General features: G+C 72.1%; 18 protein-coding genes. 1 reads left to right on the forward strand and 17 read right to left on the reverse strand.

The annotated features are described in order from the left end of the window. Positions 1-8 precede the first annotated feature (8 nt). From BM127_RS06375 to BM127_RS06455, 17 genes are all read right to left on the reverse strand, one after another. Positions 9-908 (reverse strand): tyrosine recombinase XerC, encoded by a 900-nt coding sequence (locus tag BM127_RS06375; protein ID WP_091196870.1) that lies wholly within the window; start codon positions 906-908, stop codon positions 9-11. An 89-nt stretch (positions 909-997) separates the two neighbouring features. Continuing rightward, the gene (gene dprA, locus BM127_RS06380) at positions 998-2161 is read right to left on the reverse strand and encodes a DNA-processing protein DprA (RefSeq protein WP_231263289.1); all 1164 of its coding nucleotides are present in this window, start codon (positions 2159-2161) and stop codon (positions 998-1000) included. After that, the gene (locus tag BM127_RS06385; RefSeq protein ID WP_091196106.1) at positions 2158-3762 is read right to left on the reverse strand and encodes a YifB family Mg chelatase-like AAA ATPase; all 1605 of its coding nucleotides are present in this window, start codon (positions 3760-3762) and stop codon (positions 2158-2160) included. Before BM127_RS06385 ends, dprA begins: the two co-directional genes overlap by 4 nt. Further along, a complete protein-coding gene (locus BM127_RS06390) occupies positions 3762-4163 on the reverse strand; it encodes a YraN family protein (protein ID WP_091196107.1) in 402 nt (133 codons plus the stop codon). Before BM127_RS06390 ends, BM127_RS06385 begins: the two co-directional genes overlap by 1 nt. A gap of 150 nt (positions 4164-4313) precedes the next feature. Continuing rightward, positions 4314-4622 carry a DUF2469 domain-containing protein gene (locus BM127_RS06395; protein WP_091196110.1) on the reverse strand — a complete coding sequence of 103 codons (309 nt, stop codon included), beginning with the start codon at positions 4620-4622 and terminating at the stop codon, positions 4314-4316. Next, on the reverse strand, positions 4619-5401 hold the full coding sequence (locus BM127_RS06400) for a ribonuclease HII (protein ID WP_091196113.1): 783 nt from the start codon (positions 5399-5401) through the stop codon (positions 4619-4621). Before BM127_RS06400 ends, BM127_RS06395 begins: the two co-directional genes overlap by 4 nt. Positions 5402-5412: 11 nt before the next feature. After that, positions 5413-6219, reverse strand: a complete 807-nt coding sequence (gene lepB / locus BM127_RS06405) for a signal peptidase I (protein WP_091196116.1) — start codon at positions 6217-6219, stop codon at positions 5413-5415. Between the two features lie 59 nt (positions 6220-6278). Then, positions 6279-6629, reverse strand: a complete 351-nt coding sequence (gene rplS / locus BM127_RS06410; RefSeq protein WP_091196118.1) for a 50S ribosomal protein L19 — start codon at positions 6627-6629, stop codon at positions 6279-6281. Between the two features lie 197 nt (positions 6630-6826). Further along, positions 6827-7993, reverse strand: coding sequence for a tRNA (guanosine(37)-N1)-methyltransferase TrmD (gene trmD, locus BM127_RS06415; protein WP_091196120.1), 1167 nt, complete (start codon positions 7991-7993; stop codon positions 6827-6829). Further along, a complete protein-coding gene (gene rimM, locus BM127_RS06420) occupies positions 7990-8580 on the reverse strand; it encodes a ribosome maturation factor RimM (protein ID WP_231263290.1) in 591 nt (196 codons plus the stop codon). Before rimM ends, trmD begins: the two co-directional genes overlap by 4 nt. A gap of 295 nt (positions 8581-8875) precedes the next feature. Continuing rightward, positions 8876-9118 (reverse strand): RNA-binding protein, encoded by a 243-nt coding sequence (locus BM127_RS06425; RefSeq protein WP_091196877.1) that lies wholly within the window; start codon positions 9116-9118, stop codon positions 8876-8878. Positions 9119-9123: 5 nt separating this feature from the next. Then, positions 9124-9675 (reverse strand): 30S ribosomal protein S16, encoded by a 552-nt coding sequence (rpsP, locus tag BM127_RS06430; protein ID WP_091196123.1) that lies wholly within the window; start codon positions 9673-9675, stop codon positions 9124-9126. Positions 9676-9847: 172 nt separating this feature from the next. Continuing rightward, positions 9848-10507: a hypothetical protein gene (locus tag BM127_RS06435; protein ID WP_091196126.1), complete on the reverse strand. Its 660-nt coding sequence runs from the start codon at positions 10505-10507 to the stop codon at positions 9848-9850. Between the two features lie 86 nt (positions 10508-10593). Then, positions 10594-11223, reverse strand: a complete 630-nt coding sequence (locus tag BM127_RS06440; RefSeq protein WP_091196173.1) for a hypothetical protein — start codon at positions 11221-11223, stop codon at positions 10594-10596. After that, positions 11213-11704, reverse strand: a complete 492-nt coding sequence (locus tag BM127_RS06445; RefSeq protein WP_091196175.1) for an RNA polymerase sigma factor — start codon at positions 11702-11704, stop codon at positions 11213-11215. Before BM127_RS06445 ends, BM127_RS06440 begins: the two co-directional genes overlap by 11 nt. Positions 11705-11813: 109 nt before the next feature. Further along, positions 11814-12467 (reverse strand): GNAT family N-acetyltransferase, encoded by a 654-nt coding sequence (locus tag BM127_RS06450; protein ID WP_091196177.1) that lies wholly within the window; start codon positions 12465-12467, stop codon positions 11814-11816. A 51-nt stretch (positions 12468-12518) separates the two neighbouring features. After that, on the reverse strand, positions 12519-13607 hold the full coding sequence (locus BM127_RS06455) for an amidohydrolase family protein (protein ID WP_091196180.1): 1089 nt from the start codon (positions 13605-13607) through the stop codon (positions 12519-12521). Positions 13608-13733: 126 nt separating this feature from the next. On the opposite strand from BM127_RS06455, the gene BM127_RS06460 reads away from it, so the two are divergent. Continuing rightward, on the forward strand, positions 13734-21416 hold the full coding sequence (locus BM127_RS06460; RefSeq protein WP_101228778.1) for a DUF4082 domain-containing protein: 7683 nt from the start codon (positions 13734-13736) through the stop codon (positions 21414-21416). Positions 21417-21561 lie beyond the last annotated feature (145 nt).

The raw sequence follows: 21561 nt of genomic DNA on the forward strand, positions 1-21561 counted from the left end.
ACACGCCGCTAGGCCCGCGGGTGGGCCTGCTGGTAGGCCCGGCGGAGTCGGTCGGTGGTGACGTGGGTGTAGAGCTGCGTCGTCGCCAGGGAGGCGTGGCCGAGCAGCTCCTGCACCGAGCGCAGGTCGGCGCCGCCCTCGAGCAGGTGGGTGGCGGCGGTGTGGCGCAGGCCGTGGGGGCCGATGTCGGGCGCCCCCGGCACGTCGGCGATGCGGCGGTGGACAAGGTCCCGGACCGCTCGCTGGTCGATCCGGCGACCGCGCACGCCGAGGAACAGAGCCGGTCCCGACCCCTCCACGCGCAGCGTCGGTCGCCCCGAGACGAGCCAGCGCTCGACGGCGCGACCGGCGGGCGTGCCGTAGGGCACGGAGCGCTCCTTGCGGCCCTTGCCGAAGACCCGCACCACCCGGCGCTCGGTGTCGACGTCGTCGATGTCGAGGCCGACGAGCTCGCCGACCCGGATGCCGGTGGCGTAGAGCAGCTCCAGCATCGCGACGTCGCGGATCCCTGCGGGCGAGCCGTCGTCGGCGAGGTCGGCGGCCGCGCGGATCAGCGACTCGGCCTCGTCGGCGCGCAGCACCGGCGGGAGCGTCTTGTGCTTCTTCGGGGAGCCCAGGGCCGCTCCCGGGTCGGTCGGCAGCCGGCCGGTGCGGTGGAGCCACGCCGTGAACACCCGCGCGGCCGTCGCGCGCCGGGCGATCGTCGTCCGGCTGCGTCCGGTGGTCTGGAGCCTGGCCAGCCAGCTGCGCAGCGCGCGGAGATCGAGGTCGGCGACGTCGTCGATGCCGAGGCGCAGGCAGTGGTCGAGCAGGCTCGAGATGTCGCCGAGGTAGGCCCGGACCGTGTGGGGCGTGAGGTCACGCTCGGAGACGAGGTGCCGCTCGTAGTCGCCGAGCAGGCGCACCATCGGCTCGGGCAGGCCGCCCTGCGTCGCCTCGTCCCCGGTGTTGCTCACCCTCGGATCGTAGGCGGCGCGAGGCCGGTGTTCGGGACCTCTCACCCGGTGCCTGCGAGTCGCCAGCCGTCGTCGCCGCGCACCACGAAGCCCTTCACCTCCAACCGCCCGAGCGCCAGGACGGTGTCGCGCACGTGCAGCAGGCTGAGCCGGGCGATGCTCTCGACCCCGACCGGGGAGACCGACGGAACCTGCTCCAGCACGGTGCGCTCGACCGGGCTGAGTCGGTCACGAGGTCGTTCGGGACCTCGGGGCTCCTCCAGGAGATGGGCCCCGATCGCACCGACCGCCTCGAGCACCTCGGAGCCCTGGGTGACCACGGTGGCCCCACCGCGTCGCAAGCACTGGTGCACGCCCATCGAGGTGTAGCTCGTGACCGGTCCGGGCACGCACATCACGGGTCGGCTCATCTGCTCGGCCCAGCGCACGGTGTTGAGCGCGCCGCTGCGCAGCGCGGCCTCGACCAGCACCGTGCCTCGGGTGAGGGCCGCGATCAGCCGGTTGCGGGCCAGGAATCTCAGCTGCGTGGGTCCCGAGCCCGGTGGCTGCTCCGATACCACCGCGAACTCGGCCGAGAGGTGATCGAGCAGCGCGCGGTGCTTCATCGGGTAGACCCGGTCCACGCCGCAGGGCAGCACCGCGACGGTCGCTCCGCCTGCCCGCAGGGCGGCGTCATGGGCGACGAAGTCGATGCCGAGGGCCCCGCCGGACACGACGGGCACCGACGCCGACGCGAGGTGCCCGGCGATGGCCTGGGTCATCTCGACCCCGTAGACCGAGGCGGCGCGCGAGCCGACGACCGCGACAGAGGCGGCGAGCTCGGTCAGCGGCATGGGACCGCGGACCCACAGGCCCGGCGGGGTGCCACCGAAGCTCAACGCGCCGGCCTCGGCGGTGGGGTCACGGTGGTCGAGCTGGTCGACGTGGTCGAGGTCGTCGAGCCCCGCAGGCCACTCCGGGTCACCCGGCACCAGGAAGCGGATGCCCATCGCCTCTGCCGTCTCGAGAGCGCGGGCAGGGTCGACCTCGGCCAGCCGCTCGGCCAGGCCGCTCCCCGGCTTGGGCACCAACTGCGACCCCAGCGCTCGCTGGGGCCCGAGCTCGTGCACCAGCCTGGAGGTGGTCATGTCGCCCGGCTCGACGCCGCAGCTCAGCACGACCCGAGCCAGCCGGTCGGCCTCGGGCACTCCGGACGCCGCGGTCACGAGGCTGCCATCGCGATCACGCGCGCCGGCAGGCTGAGGGCCGGATCGCTGGAGCGCAGGGCCAGTGCCACACGTGCTGCCTCGAGCCCGGGGCGCGTCGCTCCGGCACAGTCAGCCACGGTCCACGCCAGACGCTGGACGCGGGTCAGTCCGCGCCGCGTGAGCCGGCCAGCGGCGAGCTCGTCGTCGATCGCCTGTTGGGCATCCGGATCGAGAGGCCAGCACTCGTCGAGGACCACCCCGGGCACCGAGGCGTTGAGCGACCACGGTCGGTCGCGGTAGCGGTGCGCCTGCCTCGCTCGAGCATCGGTGACGCGCGAGCGGACGTCCTCCGACGACTCCGGCGCGACACCCCAGGCGCTGGAGGTCCGCCGCGCTTGGGGGCGTACCTCCATCCAGATGTCGACGCGATCGACGATGGGCCCGCTGAGCTTGCGCAGGTAGTGGGCGCGCTGCACCTGGCTGCACTCGCAGGCTCCGCCCGAGAGTCCGTGGAAGTTGCCGCACGGGCACGGGTTGGCCGCCAGCACGACGAGGGAGCGTGCGGGGTAGGTGGCCGACTCCTCGCCGCGGGCGATGGTCACCTCGCCGGACTCCAGCGGCTGGCGCATCGCCTCGATCACGTCCGCGCGGAAGTGGGGGAACTCGTCGAGGAAGAGGACGCCATGGTGGGCCAGGCTCACCTGGCCGGGCCTGACCCGGCCGGTGCCCCCGCCCAGGACGCTCGCCGCGCTGGCGGAGGGGTGCGGTGCGAACCACGGCGGGCGGCGCAACAGGCCCGAGCCGTCCGGCAGCGTGCCCGCCACCGAGTGCAGCGCGGACACCTCGAGCGACTGCTCGACGGTCAGGTCGGGCAGGATCGACGGGATCCGTTCGGCGATGGACGTCTTCCCCGTGCCTCGCGGACCGACGAGCATCAGCGGGTGGCCGCCCGCGGCGGCGACCTCCACGGCGTAGCGGACGTCCTCGAGACCGTCGAGGTCCGCCAGGTCGGCGCCGTCGAGCCGGTCCTCGCCGCGCCAGGTCGCGAGCGGGCTCGCGGACGGTCCGACCACTGGTGGCGCCTCGGGGACCTCGACACCGCGCAGCACGGCCACGACCTGGGCGAGGGAGCGAACCCCGAAGACCGTCATGCCCGGCACCAGCGCCGCCTCGGCCGCCTGCGGCTCCGGCACGAAGACGCGGTCGATCCCGTGCGAGGCCGCCGCGATGACCATCGGCAGCACGCCGGGGACCGGCCGCAACCCGCCGGAGACGGACAGCTCCCCGATGAACGCCCAGCCGGTCAGGTGGTCGGCCCGCAGCTCCTCGTGCTTCTTGTCGGCCGCCAGCACGGCGACCGCGATCGCCAGGTCGTAGTGGGTGCCCGCCTTGGGCAGGTCGGCGGGTGAGAGCAGGATCGTCACGCGCTTGGTCGCCGGCCACGGGCCGCAGTCGTTGTTGACCGCCATCCGCACCCGGTCGCGCGCCTCGGACAGGCTCTTGTCGACCCGGCCGACCATGGTCGTCGCGGGAACTCCCGGCGAGGCATCGACCTGCACATCGATGACGTGGCCGTCGGCACCGCGGAGCGCGAGCGTGCGGGCGGTCGCGAACGCCATCAGCCGATCTCCGCGACGTGCTCGATCTCGACCGGGCCCCCCGGCGGCACCAGCACGCCGACGACGTCGACGCGCACGTCGGAGGGATGGCAGTCGTGCTCGCGGAGCCAGCGGAAAGCCAGCCGCTTGAGACGGTCGGCCTTGACCTGGTTGACGGCCTCGAGGGGCGAGCCGTAGTCGGTCGAGGTGCGCGTCTTGACCTCGCAGATGACGAGCACCTGGCCGTCGCGCAGCACCAGGTCGATCTCACCGAGCTCGCAGCGCCAGTTGCGGTCGACCAGGACCATGCCGCGCTGCGTGAGGTGCCGGGCCGCAAGGGTCTCGCCGCGCTGGCCGAGCAGCCGCTTGCGCTCGGCGGCGGGGTCGGGGGTGAAGGGGGACGCAGCAGCGGATCGAGCCATCGTGGGTGCCTTCCGGTCGGGCAGGATCGGGAAGCACCAGCAGACCGCGCAGCACCGACGGCCCGGGCGCGAGCGGGCGAAGGGCTGTGGACGACGCCCCGATCGGCTGTCCTGTGGACGGCCAGTGGCCCGGGACGTGGGGCCAGCCCCTCAGTCCTTGGGCGGGTCGATCTCCGCCGGCGCGAGCTCCTCGACGTTGACGTCCTTGAAGGTCAGGACCTTGACGTTCTTGGCGAACCGGGCGGGGCGGTACATGTCCCACACCCAGGCGTCGGTCATGGAGACCTCGAAGAACACGTCGCCGCTCTCCGAGCGGGCCTTCACGTCGACCTGGTTGCACAGGTAGAAGCGGCGGTCGGTCTCGACGACGTACTTGAAGATGCCCACCACGTCGCGGTACTCGCGATAGAGGGTGAGCTCCATCTCGGTCTCGTACTTCTCGAGATCCTCGGCGCTCATGCGTCCTCCTCCTTCGCGGGGGTCGTCGTCCCCGGCTGCACCCTGCCCAACCCGTCTGGCCCGACCCTAGTGGCCGGATCCAGCACCGGGTCCGGCATCGGCTCGAGACCCGCCGCGCGTCTCACGTTCACGAAGCGCATCCGGTGCACCGGCGAGGGTCCGTGCGCGGCCAGGGCGGCGTCGTGCTCGGAGGTGCAGTAGCCCTTGTGCGTCGCGAAGTCGTAGGCCGGCCACGTCCCGTGCAGGTCGACCATCAGCCGGTCACGCGTCACCTTGGCGATCACGGAGGCGGCCGCGATGCAGGCCGCGACCCGGTCCCCCTTCCACACCGCGAGGCCCGGGACGCCGAGGCCGTCGACCGGGAAGCCGTCGGTGAGGACGTACGACGGTCGCGTCCCGAGGCGGGCCACCGCCCGCCGCAGCGCCTCGACGTTGGCGACGTGCATGCCGAGCCGGTCGCACTCCTCGGGCTCGATGACCACGACCGACCACGCGAGCGCACGGCGTACGACCTGGGCGTAGACCCGCTCGCGGGCGGCCTCGGTCAGCAGCTTGCTGTCCGCGAGCCCGGGCACGATGCCCGCCTTGCCCGCAGGCAGCACGACGGCACCGGCGACCAGGGGACCGGCGCACGCGCCGCGCCCGGCCTCGTCGACACCGGCGATCGGCTCCAGGCCGGCGCGGCGCAGGGCCCGCTCGTAGCCGTACAGCCCGGCATCACGGCGTACGGTCACGCCGCTCTGCGCGGGGACGGGCGAGGGCAGCGGGGGCGCCGTCATCGGCGGCCTCGTCACGAGGACGGGTCCGGCACGTCCTCGAACGTGGACGGACGCGTGTCCCAGCGGAAGCGGTCGGCGGGCCAGAGCAGGACGAAGACCTTGCCGACGACCAGGTCCACCGGGACGAACTCGTCCCCGGGGACGCACTCGGTGACGTCGGTCGGGCACATGTGCTGCGAGGAGTCGGCCGAGCGCGAGCGGTTGTCGCCCATCACGAAGATGTGACCCTCGGGGATGGGGCCGGTCTTCCAGTCCTCGTCGCAGGCACCGTTGGTGGGCATCGGGCCGTTGCACTTGGCGCCCATCCGCTTGATGTAGGCGTCCTCCTCCAGCGGCTGGCCGTTGACCAGCAGCCGGCCCTGCTCGTCGCAGCACTGGATCGTGTCGCCGGCGACGCCGATGACGCGCTTCACCAGGTGGCCGCCGGTGGGGTAGAGACCGATCTTGGCCATCGCCTGGGCGATCGGGTTGGTGGGCCCGGCGGCGTCGATCGGGCTCAACCAGCCACCCGGGTCCTTGAAGACGACCACGTCGCCGCGCTCGGGCTCGTCGTCACCCCAGTAGGAGACCTTCTGGATGAGGATCCGGTCGTTGAGGATCAGGCCCGGCTCCATCGACTCCGAGGGGATGTAGAACGCCTGGACGAAGAAGGTCTTGATCACGATCGCGAGGACCAGCGCCACGCCGAGCAGCAGGATCGTCTCCTGCCACAGGGGCAGCTGCTTGCGCTTGGGCTTGCCCGGAGCACCCCCCGAACGCGACGACCGCGGCCCCTCGTCCGTGGAGATGGACGAAGCACCGCGGTCATCAGAAGTCACGCGCAGAGACTAACCAGTCCCTGGTCGAACTCGGGCCTCGCGGCACCGAGCCCGGTGGATCACGCCTCGCGGCGCTCCTTGATCTTCGCCTTCTTGCCGCGCAGGTTGCGCAGGTAGTAGAGCTTGGCGCGGCGCACGTCACCGCGGGTGACGACCTCGATGGTCTCGAAGATCGGGGAGTGCATCGGGAAGGTGCGCTCGACGCCGACACCGAACGAGATCTTGCGGACCGTGAAGGTGCGGCCGACGCCGGCACCGTGGATGCGGATCACGACGCCCTGGAAGACCTGGACGCGCGAGCGGCTGCCCTCGACGACCTTGACGTGGACCTTGACGGTGTCACCGGCGCGGAAGGCCGGGAGGTCGTCGCGCTTGAGTGCATTGCCGAGATCGGCGATGACGTTGGTCATGTGTGCTCCTCGCGAGTGCCACAGGTCAGCCGCGGATTCGTGGTGGTGACGGGTTTCGGTGGCTGCTCGAGCTGGCCGGCCGGTGCGCCCCCTGTGGCAGGTGCGGTACGGCGGGACCCCGGGCACGTCTGGTGGGACGGGTCCGGGCGACCCTGGCCTCGAGCGGACCAAGGGTGAAGTCTGCCAGAGCGGAGAGGTCAGCGTGAAATCCGCTTGGTGAGCACGACCGCGCCCGCCGGCGCCGTCCGGTCCGACCGCAACCGGAAGCCCGCCTTCTTGTACATCCGCAGGTTGTCGGTCGAGCCCGCACCGGTGAAGAGGACGTACGTCCTCACGTCCCGCGGCGCGAGGCCCTCGACGAGCTCGAGCAGCGCCCTGCCGAGCCCGCGCCTCTGGAGGTCGGGAGCGACCATGATCCGGCCGATGTCCCACTCGCCGTGGGAGTCGACCCGACCGCGCACGGCACCGATGAGGCGTCCCGAGACGGGCTCGCGCACGACCATCACGGTCCAGTCCCCCAGCCCGCGGCGTACGTCGTCGAGCGACTCGCGCAGCGCCGGGATCTCCACCCCGGGGTTGGCCACCATCTCCTGGAGCCAGCAGGCGCGCTGGAGCGTGTAGATCTCGCCAGCGTCGGCCGGCACGGCAGGGCGTACGTCGAGGTCGGCGAGGCCGGCGACCGCGCCGGTCCTCGGCAGGAGGTCGGGACGGCGCTCGGCGGTGCGCCGCTCGGCCTGCTCGCGCCGCCAGGCGGCGATCCGCCCGTGGTCGCCCGAGAGCAGCACCTCAGGGACGTCACGGCCCTGCCACGAGGCGGGCTTGGTGTAGACGGGGTACTCGAGGAGGCCGTCGGCGTGCGACTCCTCGACGAGCGACTCGGCGTTGCCCATGAAGCCCGGGAGGAGGCGTACGACCGCCTCGGTGATCGCGAGCGCGGCGACCTCACCGCCGTTGAGGACGTAGTCGCCCAGGGAGATCTCGCGCACCGTGCCGACCGTGGCGGCGTGCTCGATGACCCGCTGGTCGATGCCCTCGTAGCGACCGCACGCGAACACCAGGTGCTCGTGCCCGCTGAGCTCGTGGGCGACCTGCTGGGTGAACGGCTCGCCGCTGGGCGTGGTGAAGATGATCGTGGCGTCGCGTGCGACGGCCCCCAGCGCGGCACCCCACGGCTCGGGCTTCATCACCATCCCGGCGCCGCCGCCGTAGGGCGTGTCGTCGACGGTGTGGTGGCGATCGGTCGTCCAGTCGCGCAGGTCGTGGACGGCGAGCTCGAGCAGGCCCTTGGCGCGCGCCTTGCCGGGCAGGCTCAGGTCCAGCGGGGCGAGGTAGTCGGGGAAGATCGAGAGGACGTCGATCCTCACGACGGCCCCTCCGGGGCGGCCTCGGGGACGTCGTCGGGGAACGGCGTGACCAGGCCGGGACGGTCGGCGACGACCACGCGCCCGGCCTCGAGGTCGACCTCGGGCACCAGCGCGGAGACGAACGGCACGAGGGTGTCGCGCCCGTCGGGCGTGCGGACGGTCAGCAGGTCCTGGGCGGAGCCGTGGACGACGGCCTTCACCTCACCCAGGTGCGCGCCGTCGACGTCGACGACCGCCAGACCGATGAGCTGGTGGTCGTAGTACTCGTCCGGGTCCTCGGGCTTCTCGTCCCGGCCGAGGGTGCCGTACAGGACGGTGCCGCGCACCGCCTCGGCGGCGTTGCGGTCGTCGAGCTCCTCGAAGGTGACGAGCAGCGTCCCCTGGTGCCAGCGGGCGCGGGTCACGGTGAGGGTGGAGGGTCGGCGGTCGGCCCCGGCGGGCGCCTCGGCGCGGATCGTCGTACCGGGCGCGAAGCGGCGGTCCGGCTCGTCGGTGCGGACGTCGAGGGTGACCTCGCCGCGGATGCCGTGGGGCTTGCCGATGCGGCCGACGACGACCTCGATGTCGCCCTGCTGCTGATCGCTCACAGCGTCAGCGTAGAGGTCCGGTCGGAACCACCGGGTACCCGGTGACAGCTGAGGTTCTCAGCGGTTGCAACGGGCGGGAAGCGCATCGAAGGGACTCGAACCTCGCCCGAAATCCACGACGGGCGCCACTCCGGATGGAGTGGCGCCCGTCGGTCAGGCTATGTCGGCCCAGCGCCGGTCGGTGTCGACTAGGCGTTCGATGCTTCGTCGACACCGGCGACTGCCGGCGTCTACCGCCGACGGTCGGTGTCGACAAGGCGTTCGATGCTTCGTCGACACCGGCGACTGCCGGCGTCTACCGCCGACGGTCGGTGTCGACGAAGTCGACCCGCGCCCCGCCGCGGCCCGCGAGGGCCGAGACGACGGTGCGGAACGCCGTCGCGGTGCGGCCGTTGCGGCCGATCACCTTGCCGAGGTCGTCGGGGTGGACCCGGACCTCGAGGATCGAGCCACGACGCAGCTGCTTGTCGCGGACGACGACGTCGTCGGGGTGGTCGACGATGCCGCGCACCAGGTGCTCGAGAGCCTCGGCCAGCACGTCGCTCACGCCTCGCTCTTGCCGGCGTCCTCGGCGGTCACCGTCTCGGTGGCCTCCGCGGCGTCGGCAGCGCCCTCAGGGGTCTCCGATGCGGGGACCTCGGCGGCGGGAGTCTCGGCAGGGGTCTCGGCAGGCGCCTCGGCGGCGGGCTCCTCGACCTTGTCGGCCTTCTCGGACTTCTTCTTGGTGGTCACCGCGGAGCCCTTGGGCTCGGAGGCGGCCTCCTTGAGGGCCTCGTTGAAGATCTCGAGCTTGTCGCGCTTGGGCTCCTTGACCTTCAGGGTGCCCTCGCTGCCCGGGAGCCCCTTGAAGGTCTGCCAGTCGCCGGTGATCTTGAGGATCGCCTCGACGGCCTCGGAGGGCTGGGCGCCGACGCCGAGCCAGTACTGCGCCCGGTCGGAGGTCACCTCGATGAAGGAGGGCTCCTCCTTCGGGTGGTACTTGCCGATCTCCTCGAGCACCCGACCGTCGCGCTTCTTGCGCGAGTCGACGACGACGATGCGGTACTGCGGCACCCGGATCTTGCCCAGGCGCTTCAAACGAATCTTGACGGCCACGTTTGTGGTGTCTCCTCAGAAATTGTCGTGGGTGAGAGACCCTCGCCAGGTGGGGTTACCGGGTCTGGTCGCTCGATGGGCGCTGCGTCGCTCGGATGAGAGGGTCCGGGCGCGCAGGACACGAGGAGAGATTCTGCCAGACGTACGCCGTGGGCGACCAATCGCCTGGCGCTCACGTGCCGGTCGCGGCCCGACAGACGTGGTCGAAGAAGTCGTCCTCGGGCAGGACGACCTCCAACCCGGCGTCCTCGTAGCGCGTGGGCACGCCGTCGCGGAAGACGCGACCCGTGAAGGTACCCGCCTCCCCGGGCGGCTCGACCACCGTGCCGACCGCGCGGAAGATCGAGGGCCGGCCGACGGTGCGGATGTCCCAGATCGTCCCGGTCGTGATGATGGTGACGGTGCTGTCGTCACCCGGCACGGCGTACGGCTCGACGAAGCGGGTGCGGGACTCGATGGTTCCGGTCGTGGGACCGCCGGGCGACGTGCTGAGTTGGTCGACGTCGTCGGTGCGGAAGGTCCGGTAGTAGCCGAGGTAGTCATGGTCGTAGTAGCGGGTGGTGTGGCGGTCCGAGACGTACCTCCCGTGCAGCGGCACGTGGCACGGGAGGTCCAGGGGCGCCCACCCGGTGTCGATGTGCCGATCACCCGTGCAGACCGGACCGGTCGGCCTCTCGCGGCAGGTGAACGCGAACGAGGAGTCAAGCGTCGTCGGCACGAGGAGCGACTCGTCGACCGGGGCCGGCGGATCCCCCAGCGCGGGTGTGGCGAGGAGGACCGCGGCGACGCTCAGGGCGGTCCCCGCAGCAGCAAGACGATGAAGGATGGGCATGGCGTCTCCTCGGTGTCGACCGGGCCGGGTCGGCCCTCACTCATACACAGCCGCCACGTCCTCCGACGGTTGACACCGGCGGCCGCTCAGCTCGTACGACGCCACGTGCCGGTCCACACGACCCTGTCCATCGGACCGTTGCTCGGGCCCAGCCGGGTGAAGACCAGTCGGTCGTCGTCGATGCGCCAGGTCACGGCTAGTGCCGAGCACGGCACGCACCGCGCGGACGTGACCACGAGCCTGCCGCGCTCGTCGTAGGCCACCGAGCCGCTGTCACCGATCTCCCAGACGGAGCCTCCGTAGTCGCCTGACTGCGTGAACGTGTCCGTCGTCAGGCGCAGCTCGAGCGGCAGGCGCCCGTCGTCGCCGATGTCCTCGCGGATGCGCGAGCGCGGGACACCGGCGGCCTCGGCCTGCTTCGTCGTGACCACCCGGCGCCAGGTGGAGTCGGGGATCAGCCCGGCAGCCTCCGGAGGGACGGGCGACGTCTCGGCGGGCGGCAGCGGGTCGGGAGGAACAGCACGGTCGACACCACCGGACGCGAGGCCGAACGCCAGGGCGACCGTCGCCGCCACCGCCACCAGCCCGCCGCCGGCGACGGCCAGCACCCGGCGCCGGTGGCGACGGCGCACCGCGTCGAGGCGGGCCTCGCCCGCGGGCACCAGCGACGAGGCGTTGCGCTCGAGACCGGCGCGCAGGCGGTCGTCAACGGACATCCTCGCCCACCTCCTCCCCGAGGGACTGGGCCAGCCGGTGGCGAGCGCGGTGCAGGTGCTGCTTGACCGTCGACTCCGAGACCTCGAGCACCTCGGCTATCTCGCGCACCGGCAGGTCGTCGAAGTAGAAGAGCACCACGGCGGCCCGCTGCATGGGAGCCAGTCCGGCGACCGCGGCGGCGACGTCGGGATCCGGCACGTGCTCGACGGGCGTGTGGTGGGCGAGCCGTTCCTTGCCCGGGCGGGCGGCGCGACGCTGGATCTCGCGCAGGGCGATCCTGATCGCGACCCGGCGGGCCCACGCCTCGGGACGGTCGTAGGTCGCCACGGTCCGCCAGTGCCGCAGCATCCGGTAGAGCGCCTCCTGGGCGATGTCCTCCGCCAGGGACTGGTCGTGGACCATCAGGAAGACGGTGCGGGTGAGGCGCGGGAAGCACGCGCGGAAGTACCAGTCGTACTCGCGTCCCTCCGGCGTACCCATGCAGCCTCCGATCGCGCCACCGCTGCGTCACCCACCTACAGCCGTGGGCGACGCCCGCGGTTGACACGGTGCCTGCAATCGTCCTCGGGCCGGACGGCGCCGGCAAGGTTCAGGAGTCGAGCCCGATGAAGGCGCGCACCGCCTCGGCGCCGGTGACCTCGATCGCGAGGTCACCGCGGACGAAGTCGTCCGGGGTCAGGACGAGGCCCTGGTTGAGCGCGAGCTCGCCCTCGCGTCGCTTGATCCGGCTGACCGTGGTGGGCCGGTAGCCGACCTTGCGCGAGACGGCGAGCGAGGCGGGGTTGTCGAGGAACGCCGCCGAGGTGATCTCCTCGAAGCCGAGGTGGTCGAAGAGCAACGCGCACATCGCACGGCGCATCTGCGTGCCGATCCCCCGCCCCTGGAACTCCCTGCCCAGCCACGAGCCGGTCTCACCGGTGCGCGTCACTGGGAAGTGCTGGGCCGCGACGCCCTGGCAGCCGATCACCCGCCCGTCGAGGAGGACGGCGAGGTCGAGGCAGAAGTCCTCGGGCGCGAACGTCGCCCTCTTGCTCCAGTGGTAGGCGGCGGTGTTGCGCGCGAGCTGGTCGGCAGGCACGGCCGTCCACGGGAAGTAGAACGGCATCGCGTCCGGGTCGTGGATGCCGGCCTCAGCGGCGTGGCACAGCTCGGCGATGAGCTCGTCGGTGAGGCCCCGGAGCTCGAGGGGCCCGGCGACCACGTGCAGCCCGAACGGCGGGAAGAGGTCGGTGAGGGTGCGCATGGGCCCATCCTCATCGAGTCCGCGCGCCGGTCCCAAACGTGAAGTCCGAGGTCATCGACGTCGACCGACCCCCACCTCGTTGCCACGCAGCACGATGTGCGACGGAGTTCGCAGGACGGACAGGTCCGCGACCGGGTCACGGTCGTAGACGACGAAGTCCGCCGAGGCGCCTTCGGTGAGCCCGTCCACCCCGAGCCACTCACGGGCCCGCCAGCTCGCCGCGCCCAGCGCATCGTGGGCCGGCATCCCGATCCGCACGAGTGCCTCGATCTCGCCGACGATGTTGCCGTGCCGGCTGATGCCCCCTCCGTCGGACCCGGCGTAGATCGGCACCCCGGCCTCGTGGGCCGCCATGATCGTGGCGGGCATCCGGTCATAGAGGTCGGTCATCGTCGCGGCGTAGTCGGGGAACTTCCCCGCACCTGCGGCCGCGTGCTCGGGGAACTTGTCGAGCTGCATGACCGTGGGCACCAGCCGCGTGCCGTGCTCGACCATCGCGTCGATCAGGTCCTCGGTGAGCCCGGTGCCGTGCTCGATGCAGTCGATGCCGGCGTCTATCAGCCCGGGCAGCACACCGTTGCCGAAGCAGTGTGCGGTGACCTTCGCGCCCTCGGCGTGCGCGGCCGCGATCGCGTCGGCGAAGGCCTCCGCGGGGAAGGACGGCGTCAGGTCACCGGCGTCACGTGAGATCCAGTCACCGACCAGCTTGATCCAGCCGTCACCGTTGCGTGCCTCCTGCGCGGCGTACGTCGCCAGGTCGGCCGGCTCCACCTCGTGGGCGTAGCCGCGGATGTAGCGCCTCGTCGCGGCGATGTGCCGCCCGCAGCGGATCAGGCGGGGCAGGTCGTCACGGTCGTGGATCCACCGGGTGTCGGCCGCCGAGCCGGCGTCGCGGATCAGCAGGGCGCCCCCGTCGCGGTCGTCGACGGCCTGCTGCTCGGTGGCCTCGTCGTCGGTCGCGCCGAAGTCGTCCAGCCCGAGGTGGCAGTGGGCATCGACCAGCCCGGGCACGATCCACCCCTCGGCGACCGTGTCGGAACCTGCCTGCCGCTCGTAGGTGATCCGGCCGTCGACGACGTAGAGGTCGCGCGCCTCGCCGTCGGGAAGGACCGGGCCGGAGAACTTCAGCGTCGTCGCCATGGTCGGCACGTTATCGGGCAGCACCCCTGTGCCCAGTTGTGGGCATGACGCGCGCCCGGCCCCGGATCGAGCATGGAGGCGGTGGCCGCGGACGTCGATCGGTCCGCGTGCAGGAGGGAGCCTGTCGTGCCCGGTGCTCGGCGATTCGTCGTCCTCTTCACGCTCGTCCTGGTGGCGGCGGGGTTGTCGGTGCTCATCGGCACGACCCCCGCAGCGGCCGCACCCTGCGACCCTCCGGTCACCAACGCGGTGGCGTGCGAGAACACGCTGCCCGGCAACCCCGAGAGCGAGTGGGGCGTCACGGGCGCCGGCTCCTTGAGCATCCAGGGCTTCGCGACCGACATGAGCGTCGACCAGGGACAGCCGATCGGCTTCAAGGTCGACACCGCAGCGACGTCGTACCGCCTCGACATCTACCGGATGGGCTTCTACGGCGGCGCGGGCGCCCGGAAGGTCGCGACCGTGCTGCCGACGGTGCTCACCAACCAGCCGACCTGCATCACCGCCACCGCGACCGGACTGGTCGACTGCGGGAACTGGACCCAGAACGCGTCCTGGAACGTCCCCGCGACCGCGGTCTCGGGCATCTACTTCGCCCGCCTGGTCCGCACCGACGGCACCGCCGGGGCGAGCCACGTGTTCTTCGTGGTCCGCGACGACGACGGCGGGTCCGACCTCCTCTTCCAGACCTCCGACACCACGTGGCAGGCCTACAACACCTACGGCGGCAACAGCCTCTACAGCGGCGCACCGGCCGGACGCGCGTACAAGGTGAGCTACAACCGCCCCTTCACGACGCGCGGCAACGCGCCCGAGGACTGGGTGTTCAACGCGGAGTACCCGATGGTGCGGTTCCTCGAGTCCAACGGCTACGACGTCAGCTACAGCAGCGGGGTGGACACCGACCGTCGCGGGGCCGAGCTCCTCGAGCACGAGGCCTTCCTCTCTGTCGGGCACGACGAGTACTGGTCGGGCACCCAACGGACCAACGTCGAGGCCGCCCGTGCGGCCGGCGTGGACCTGGCGTTCTTCTCCGGGAACGAGATCTTCTGGAAGACGCGCTGGGAGAACAGCATCGACGGGTCCGGGACGCCGCACCGGACGCTGGTGTCCTACAAGGAGACCCACGCCGACGCCAAGATCGACCCCACCACCAACGTGTGGACCGGGACGTGGCGCGACCCACGCTTCAGCCCGCCGGCCGACGGCGGTCGGCCGGAGAACGCGCTGTCGGGGCAGATCTTCACGATCAACTGCTGCGCCATCAACATGGTGGTCGGGCAGGCCGACGGGCAGATGCGCTTCTGGCGCAACACCCGGGTGGCGAGCCTGGCCGCGGGTGCGACCACGACCATCGGCACCAACGTCGTCGGCTACGAGTGGGACGAGGACCTCGACAACGGCCACCGTCCCCCGGGCTCCTTCCGCGTCTCGCAGACAGCCGGGAGCGGCGACCGGATCACCGACCACGGCAGCAGCTATGCGCAGGGCCCTGCCACCCACTCGATGACGATGTACAAGGCTCCCGGTGGAGCCCTCGTCTTCGGGGCCGGGACCATCCAGTGGGCCTGGGGACTCGATGGCAACCACGACCGCGGTTCGGCTGCGCCCGACACGGCCGCGCAGCAGGCCACCGTCAACCTGCTGGCCGACATGGGAGCACAGCCCGACACGATCCGTCCCGGGCTGACTGCTGCCACTGCGTCGCTCGACACCACCGCTCCGACCGCCACGATCACCTCGCCGACGGGCGGCGCGACGCTGCCGGTGGGCACCCCGGTGACCGTGAGCGGCACCGCCGCCGACACCGGCGGTCGGGTCGGCGGCGTGGAGGTCTCCACGGACAACGGCACGACGTGGCGCCGCGCCACCGGGCGTGGCTCGTGGACCTACACCTTCACGCCCTCCGCGGCAGGCGCCCTGACCGTGCGGGCCCGGGCCGTCGACGACAGCGCCAACATCGGCACAGCAGCGACCACCAACGTCACGGTGGGGACGCCGCCGGCGTCGTGCCCCTGCTCCATCTGGCCGGGCACCGCCACACCCGACCGCACCGACCCCGACCGTGACCCCGTCGAGGTCGGGGTGAAGTTCCGGGCCAGCACCGACGGACTCATCACCGGCATCCGCTACTACAAGCCCGTCGAGACGTCGGGCACCCACGTGGGCACCCTGTGGACCAGCACCGGCACGCGCCTCGGCCAGGTGAGCTTCACCAACGAGTCGGCGAGCGGTTGGCAGCAGGCGAGCTTCGCCACCCCCATCCCGGTCACCGCCGGCACGACGTACGTCGCCTCCTACTTCTCACCGACCCGCTACGTCGTGAGCTCGCGCTACTTCGCGACCGCCGCGACCACGCGGGGGCCCCTCACTGCACTGCAGGACGGCACTGCGGGGGGCAACGGCGTCTACCGCTACACCTCCACGCCGAGCACGTTCCCCGACCAGACCTGGCAGAGCGAGAACTACTGGGTGGACGTCGTCTTCACCGAGGGTGCCGACACCGTCAGGCCCACTCTCACCGCCCGCACCCCGGCGCCCGGCGCCACCGGCGTTGCCCTCGGCGCGGACGTCACGGCCACGTTCAGCGAGCCCGTGCAGCAGCCCACCATCACTGCCGAGCTGCGCGCCCCCGGCGGCGCCCTGGTGCCGGCGACGACGTCGTACGACTCCGCGAGCCGCACCGTGACCGTCGACCCGACGAGCGCGCTCGCCGCGACCACCGCCTACACCGCGAGCGTCACCGGCGCCCGCGACCCCGCCGGCAACCAGATGGACCCCGTGACCTGGTCCTTCACGACCGACACCCCGGACACCACTGCCCCCACGGTGACCGGACGCACCCCGGCCGTCGGCGCGACCGGCGTCGCCCTCGGCGTCTCGCCGACCGCCACCTTCAGCGAGGCGGTGCAGCAGGCCACGATCGCGCTCGAGCTCCGGGGGCCCGGCAGCACGCTGGTCCCCGCCACCGTGACGTACGACGCAGCGACCCGGACGGCCACGCTCGACCCGAGCGGCACCCTCGCCTCCAACACGACGTACACCGTGAACCTCAGCGGGGCCCGGGACGCCTCGGGCAACCAGGTGCAGCCGGTGTCCTGGTCGTTCACGACGACGACGGTCACCTCGGGCTGCCCGTGCACGATCTGGCCGTCGACGGCCACCCCGGCCGGCACCGACGGTGACACGAGCTCGGTCGAGCTGGGTGTGAAGTTCCGCGCGAGCAGCGACGGCTTCGTCACCGGCATCCGCTACTACCGGCCCAGCCAGTCGACCGGGACGCACGTCGGCAGCCTGTGGAACCGCACGGGCACCCGGCTCGGCCAGGTCACCTTCGGCGCCGGGACCGCGAGCGGCTGGCAGGAGGCGACCTTCGCGTCGCCGATCCCCGTCACCGCCGGGACGACGTACGTCGCGTCCTACTACACGCCCAGCCGCTACGTCGCGAACAGCGCCTACTTCGCCACCGCGGCGACCACCCGCGGGCCGCTGACGGCCCTGCAGAACGGCACCGATGGCGGCAACGGCCTCTACCGCTACACCTCCACGCCCAGCACGTTCCCCGACCAGTCCTTCAACAGCGAGAACTACTGGGTGGACGTCGTCTTCGAGGACGGTCCGGACACGACCGCGCCCACCGTCACGGCACGCACCCCCGCACCCGGCGCCACCGCCGTCAGTGTGGGCGCCAACGTCACAACGACGTTCTCCGAGCCGGTGCAGCAGTCGACCCTCGGGCTCGAGCTCCGCGGACCGGGAGGCGCCCTCGTCGCCGGCGCCACGACGTACGACGCCGCGACCCGCACCGCCACGCTCGACCCGACCGCGAACCTGACGGCCACGACGACCTACACCGCGACCGTCACCGGGGTACGCGACACCGCCGGCAACCTGGTCGCCCCGGTCTCGTGGACGTTCACCACCGACACGCCGGACACCACCAGACCCACGCTCAGCGCCCGCACCCCCGCGCCCGGTGCGGGTGGCGTGTCCACGGCGACCAACCCGACCGCGACGTTCAGCGAGGCCGTCCAGGCAGGGACCATCACCTTCGAGCTGCGCACACCCGGTGGGTCGCTCGTCGCGGGGACCACGACCTACGACGGCGCCAGCCGCACGGCGACCCTCGACCCGACGGCCAGCCTGGCCGCCAGCACGACGTACACGGCGTCGGTGAGCGGCGCCCGCGACACCGCCGGCAACCAGATGGACCCGGTGAGCTGGACGTTCACCACCGCCGCCACCACGTCGAGCTGTCCCTGCACGATCTGGCCGCCCACCACGGCCCCGGCGACGACCGACCCCGACACCAGCGCGGTCGAGCTCGGCGTGAAGTTCCGGACCGACACCCCCGGCTTCGTCACCGGGATCCGCTACTACCGGCCCAGCCAGGCCACGGGCACCCACGTCGGCAGCCTCTGGAGCGCGACCGGCACCCGGCTCGCGCAGGTCACCTTCACCGGCGGCACGGCCAGCGGGTGGCAGGAGGCGACCTTCGGCTCGCCCGTCGCGGTGTCACCGAACACCACCTACGTCGCGTCCTACTTCACCCCGAGCAGGTACGTCGTGAACAGCGGCTACTTCAGCTCCGCCGCCACGACCCGCGGACCGCTGACGGCGCTCCAGAACGGCACCGACGGCGGCAACGGCCTCTACCGCTACACCTCGACCGCCAGCACGTTCCCCAACCTGAGCTACGGCAGCGAGAACTACTGGGTGGACGTGGTCTTCCAGGAGGACTCCACCGACACCACGCCGCCCACGGTCAACAGCCGCGTCCCCACCCCCGATGCGACCGGAGTCCCGGTGGGGGTCCGCCCGCAGGCCACGTTCAGCGAGTCGGTCACCGGCTCCACCGTCGCGATGGTGCTGCGCGGCCCCGGCGGCCAGGTCGTCGCGTCCACGACCGCGTACGACACCGGCACCCGCGCGGCCACCCTGACGCCGTCCGCCGACCTCGCCTGGTCGACGTCGTACACCGTGGAGGTCAGCGGGGCCCGGGACGGGGCGAACAACACGATGGCTCCGGTCGCGTGGAGCTTCCAGACCTCCGCGCCGCCGCCGCCCGGCATCGAGGACGGGCCGGGCGGGCCGATCGCGGTGGTCACCAGCGCCGGCAACGCGTCGTCGTCCTACCTCTCCGAGATCCTCCGCGCGGAGGGGCTCAACGAGTTCGCCAACATGCGCGTCTCGACGCTCAGCGCCACGACGCTGGCCCCGTACGCCGTGGTCGTCCTCGGTGACGTCGCGATCACCGACGCGCAGGTGAGCGCCCTGACCACCTGGGTCAGTGCCGGCGGCAACCTGGTCGCGATGCGTCCCGACAGCCGTCTCCACGGGCTCGCCGGCATCACCGCCCAGGCAGGCACCGTCGCGGAGGGCTACCTCGCGGTCGACGCGGCCACGGAGCCCGGCGCCGGGATCACCACGGACACCATGCAGTTCCACGGCACCGCCAACCGCTACTCGCTCAACGGCGCCACCACGGTGGCGACCCTCTACTCCAACGCGACCACCAGCACCGGGCTGCCGGCGGTGACGCTGCGCACGGTCGGCACCAACGGCGGCCAGGTCGCGACCTTCGCCTTCGACCTCGCCCGGTCCGTCATCGCCACCCGCCAGGGCAACCTCGCCTGGGCCGGCCAGGACCGCGACGGCGCCACACCCAACCGGTCCAACGACCTCTTCTTCGGCGGCGCGGCGACGGACTGGGTGAACCTGGCCAAGGCCCACATCCCGCAGGCCGACGAGCAGCAGCGGCTGCTCGCCAACCTCGTCACCGTCACCGCTCGCGACCGTTTCCCGGTGCCGAGGTTCTGGTACTTCCCCGGCACCCACAAGGCCGTGGTGGTGGCCACCGGCGACGACCACGGCACGGGAGGCACACCCGGGCGCTTCAGCACCTACGCGGCTGCGAGTCCCAGCGGCTGCTCGGTGGCGAGGTGGGAGTGCCCGCGCTTCACGTCGTACGTCTACCCGAGCACCCCGATGACCAACACCCAGGCGGCGGCGTTCGACGGCCAGGGCTTCGAGGTCGGCCTGCACCCGGAGAACGGCTGCGCCAACTTCCCCTCCTACCAGGCGGTCGAGGACACCTACACCAACCAGCTCGGCAGCTGGCGCGCGAAGTACTCCTCGCTCCCCTCGCCCACGACCAGCCGCTACCACTGCATCGTGTGGAGCGACTGGGTCTCGCAGGCCAAGGCCGAGCGCGCCTCGGGGATCCGGCTCGACACCAACTACTACTACTACCCCGGGTCGTGGGTCGCGGACCGGCCGGGCTTCATGAACGGCTCGGGCATGCCCATGCGGTTCACCGACACCGACGGCACGATGATCGACGTCTTCCAGGCCAACACCAACATGACCGACGAGTCCGGGCAGAGCTATCCGTTCACCCCGAACACGCTGCTGGACCGGGCGCTCGGCAGCCAGGGCTACTACGGCGCCTTCACCGCCAACCTGCACACCGACGCCGCGTCGACCTTCGAGGACACCCAGGTCCTGGCGTCGGCCCAGGCCAGGGGCGTGCCGGTCATCGCCGCGCGCCAGCTCCTCACCTGGACCGACAGTCGCAACGGGTCGTCGTTCGGCGGCCTGTCGTGGAGCAGCGGCACGCTGTCCTTCACCGTCGGCGTGGGCGTCGGTGCGACCGGGCTGACGGCCATGCTGCCCACCACCGGCCCCGGCGGCTCCACCCTCACCGCCGTGAACCGGGGTCCGACACCGGTCGCGTTCACCACGATGACGGTCAAGGGACAGGAGTACGCCGTGTTCCCGGCCGTCGGCGGTGCGCACCAGGCGACCTACGGCGGGAGCGGCGGAGCCAACCTCGTCTCCGCCGCGAAGGTCACGACGTCCCCCACGGGTGACGCGACGGCGACCTGGACCACCGAGGATCCCGGCACGAGCACCGTCCGGCTGGGCACCTCGCCGTCCGACCTGTCCACCCGGCTGTCGACCGGCGGCCGCACCAGTGACCACCTCGCCGAGCTGGACGGGCTGGAGCCGTCGACCCGCTACCACTACCGGCTCGAGTCCCGCGGACCGCGCGGCGCCGTCACCGTCTGGCCCGCCGCCCACCTCGCACCGGCGTCCTTCACGACCTCCGGCGTCGACCGCCGCGCCCCCCGCATCAGCGCCCTCGCGGTGGTGCCGATGCCCGACGGCACGGCACGGGTGAGCTGGCGCACGGACGAGCCGGCCACCTCACGGGTGCGCTACGGCCCTGCCGGGCGCCCCCGCACGGGTGTGGGGTTCGACGACCGGCTGGTCCGGCGTCACGTGGTCGTGGTGACGGACCTCGCCGCCACGCGCGCCCACACGGTGCGGGTCGGGTCCCGCGATGCCTCCGGGAATGCTGCGCAACGGCGTGGGACGACCTTCCGGTCGCAGGCGCCGGGCATGGCGATGTTCACCGCGGAGGACTTCCGCACCGGCACCACCGACGACCTGCTGACGATCGGCGACAGTGGGCTGGGATCACTCACGCTGCAGGGACAGGGGTCCGGGACCTACACCTCGCGCGTGGTCGACTCCGGCCGCAAGGCCGGCTGGCGACGACTCGTGCTCGACGCCGACCAGCCCCGGGGCACCCGGGTGGTGGTGCGCGTGCGGGCCGGCGACCGTACGAGCCCCGACCCGACGTGGTCCGGCTGGGTGCTGGCCACGCTCGCGTCCCGGCTCGACCTCGACGGTCGCTACGTGCAGTACGCCGTGCACCTCTCGGCGACGTCGCGTGCGCTGCCGGAGGTCCGGGCCATCGGCCTCACCCGCGGCGGCGGCGGAGTCGCCGCCGAGGAGCACTGAGCCGGCGTCCTTGACCGGGACCGCTGTCACCCTCGCGGGTGTGTGTCGCACCGGTCCAGACCACCTACCGTCGAGGCGATGCACCGCGTCGACCGGGAGGGGTCTGGCTGACAGCACGGCTACCGCCGTGTCGCAACGGTCATCA

It is taken from the genome of Nocardioides alpinus, assembly GCF_900112035.1.
In the GTDB taxonomy this organism is placed as follows: Bacteria; Actinomycetota; Actinomycetes; order Propionibacteriales; family Nocardioidaceae; genus Nocardioides; species Nocardioides alpinus.

What these genes read in the sequence shown, in the direction of transcription:
- rplS (WP_091196118.1), bottom strand. Translation starts at nt 6,629, where the DNA reads ATGACCAACGTCATCGCCGATCTCGGCAATGCACTCAAGCGCGACGAC.
- BM127_RS06455 (WP_091196180.1), bottom strand. Translation starts at nt 13,607, where the DNA reads ATGGCGACGACGCTGAAGTTCTCCGGCCCGGTCCTTCCCGACGGCGAG.
- BM127_RS06440 (WP_091196173.1), bottom strand. Translation starts at nt 11,223, where the DNA reads ATGTCCGTTGACGACCGCCTGCGCGCCGGTCTCGAGCGCAACGCCTCG.
- BM127_RS06395 (WP_091196110.1), bottom strand. Translation starts at nt 4,622, where the DNA reads ATGAGCGCCGAGGATCTCGAGAAGTACGAGACCGAGATGGAGCTCACC.
- BM127_RS06390 (WP_091196107.1), bottom strand. Translation starts at nt 4,163, where the DNA reads ATGGCTCGATCCGCTGCTGCGTCCCCCTTCACCCCCGACCCCGCCGCC.
- BM127_RS06445 (WP_091196175.1), bottom strand. Translation starts at nt 11,704, where the DNA reads ATGGGTACGCCGGAGGGACGCGAGTACGACTGGTACTTCCGCGCGTGC.
- BM127_RS06385 (WP_091196106.1), bottom strand. Translation starts at nt 3,762, where the DNA reads ATGGCGTTCGCGACCGCCCGCACGCTCGCGCTCCGCGGTGCCGACGGC.
- BM127_RS06400 (WP_091196113.1), bottom strand. Translation starts at nt 5,401, where the DNA reads ATGACGGCGCCCCCGCTGCCCTCGCCCGTCCCCGCGCAGAGCGGCGTG.
- BM127_RS06450 (WP_091196177.1), bottom strand. Translation starts at nt 12,467, where the DNA reads ATGCGCACCCTCACCGACCTCTTCCCGCCGTTCGGGCTGCACGTGGTC.
- BM127_RS06375 (WP_091196870.1), bottom strand. Translation starts at nt 908, where the DNA reads ATGGTGCGCCTGCTCGGCGACTACGAGCGGCACCTCGTCTCCGAGCGT.
- BM127_RS06435 (WP_091196126.1), bottom strand. Translation starts at nt 10,507, where the DNA reads ATGCCCATCCTTCATCGTCTTGCTGCTGCGGGGACCGCCCTGAGCGTC.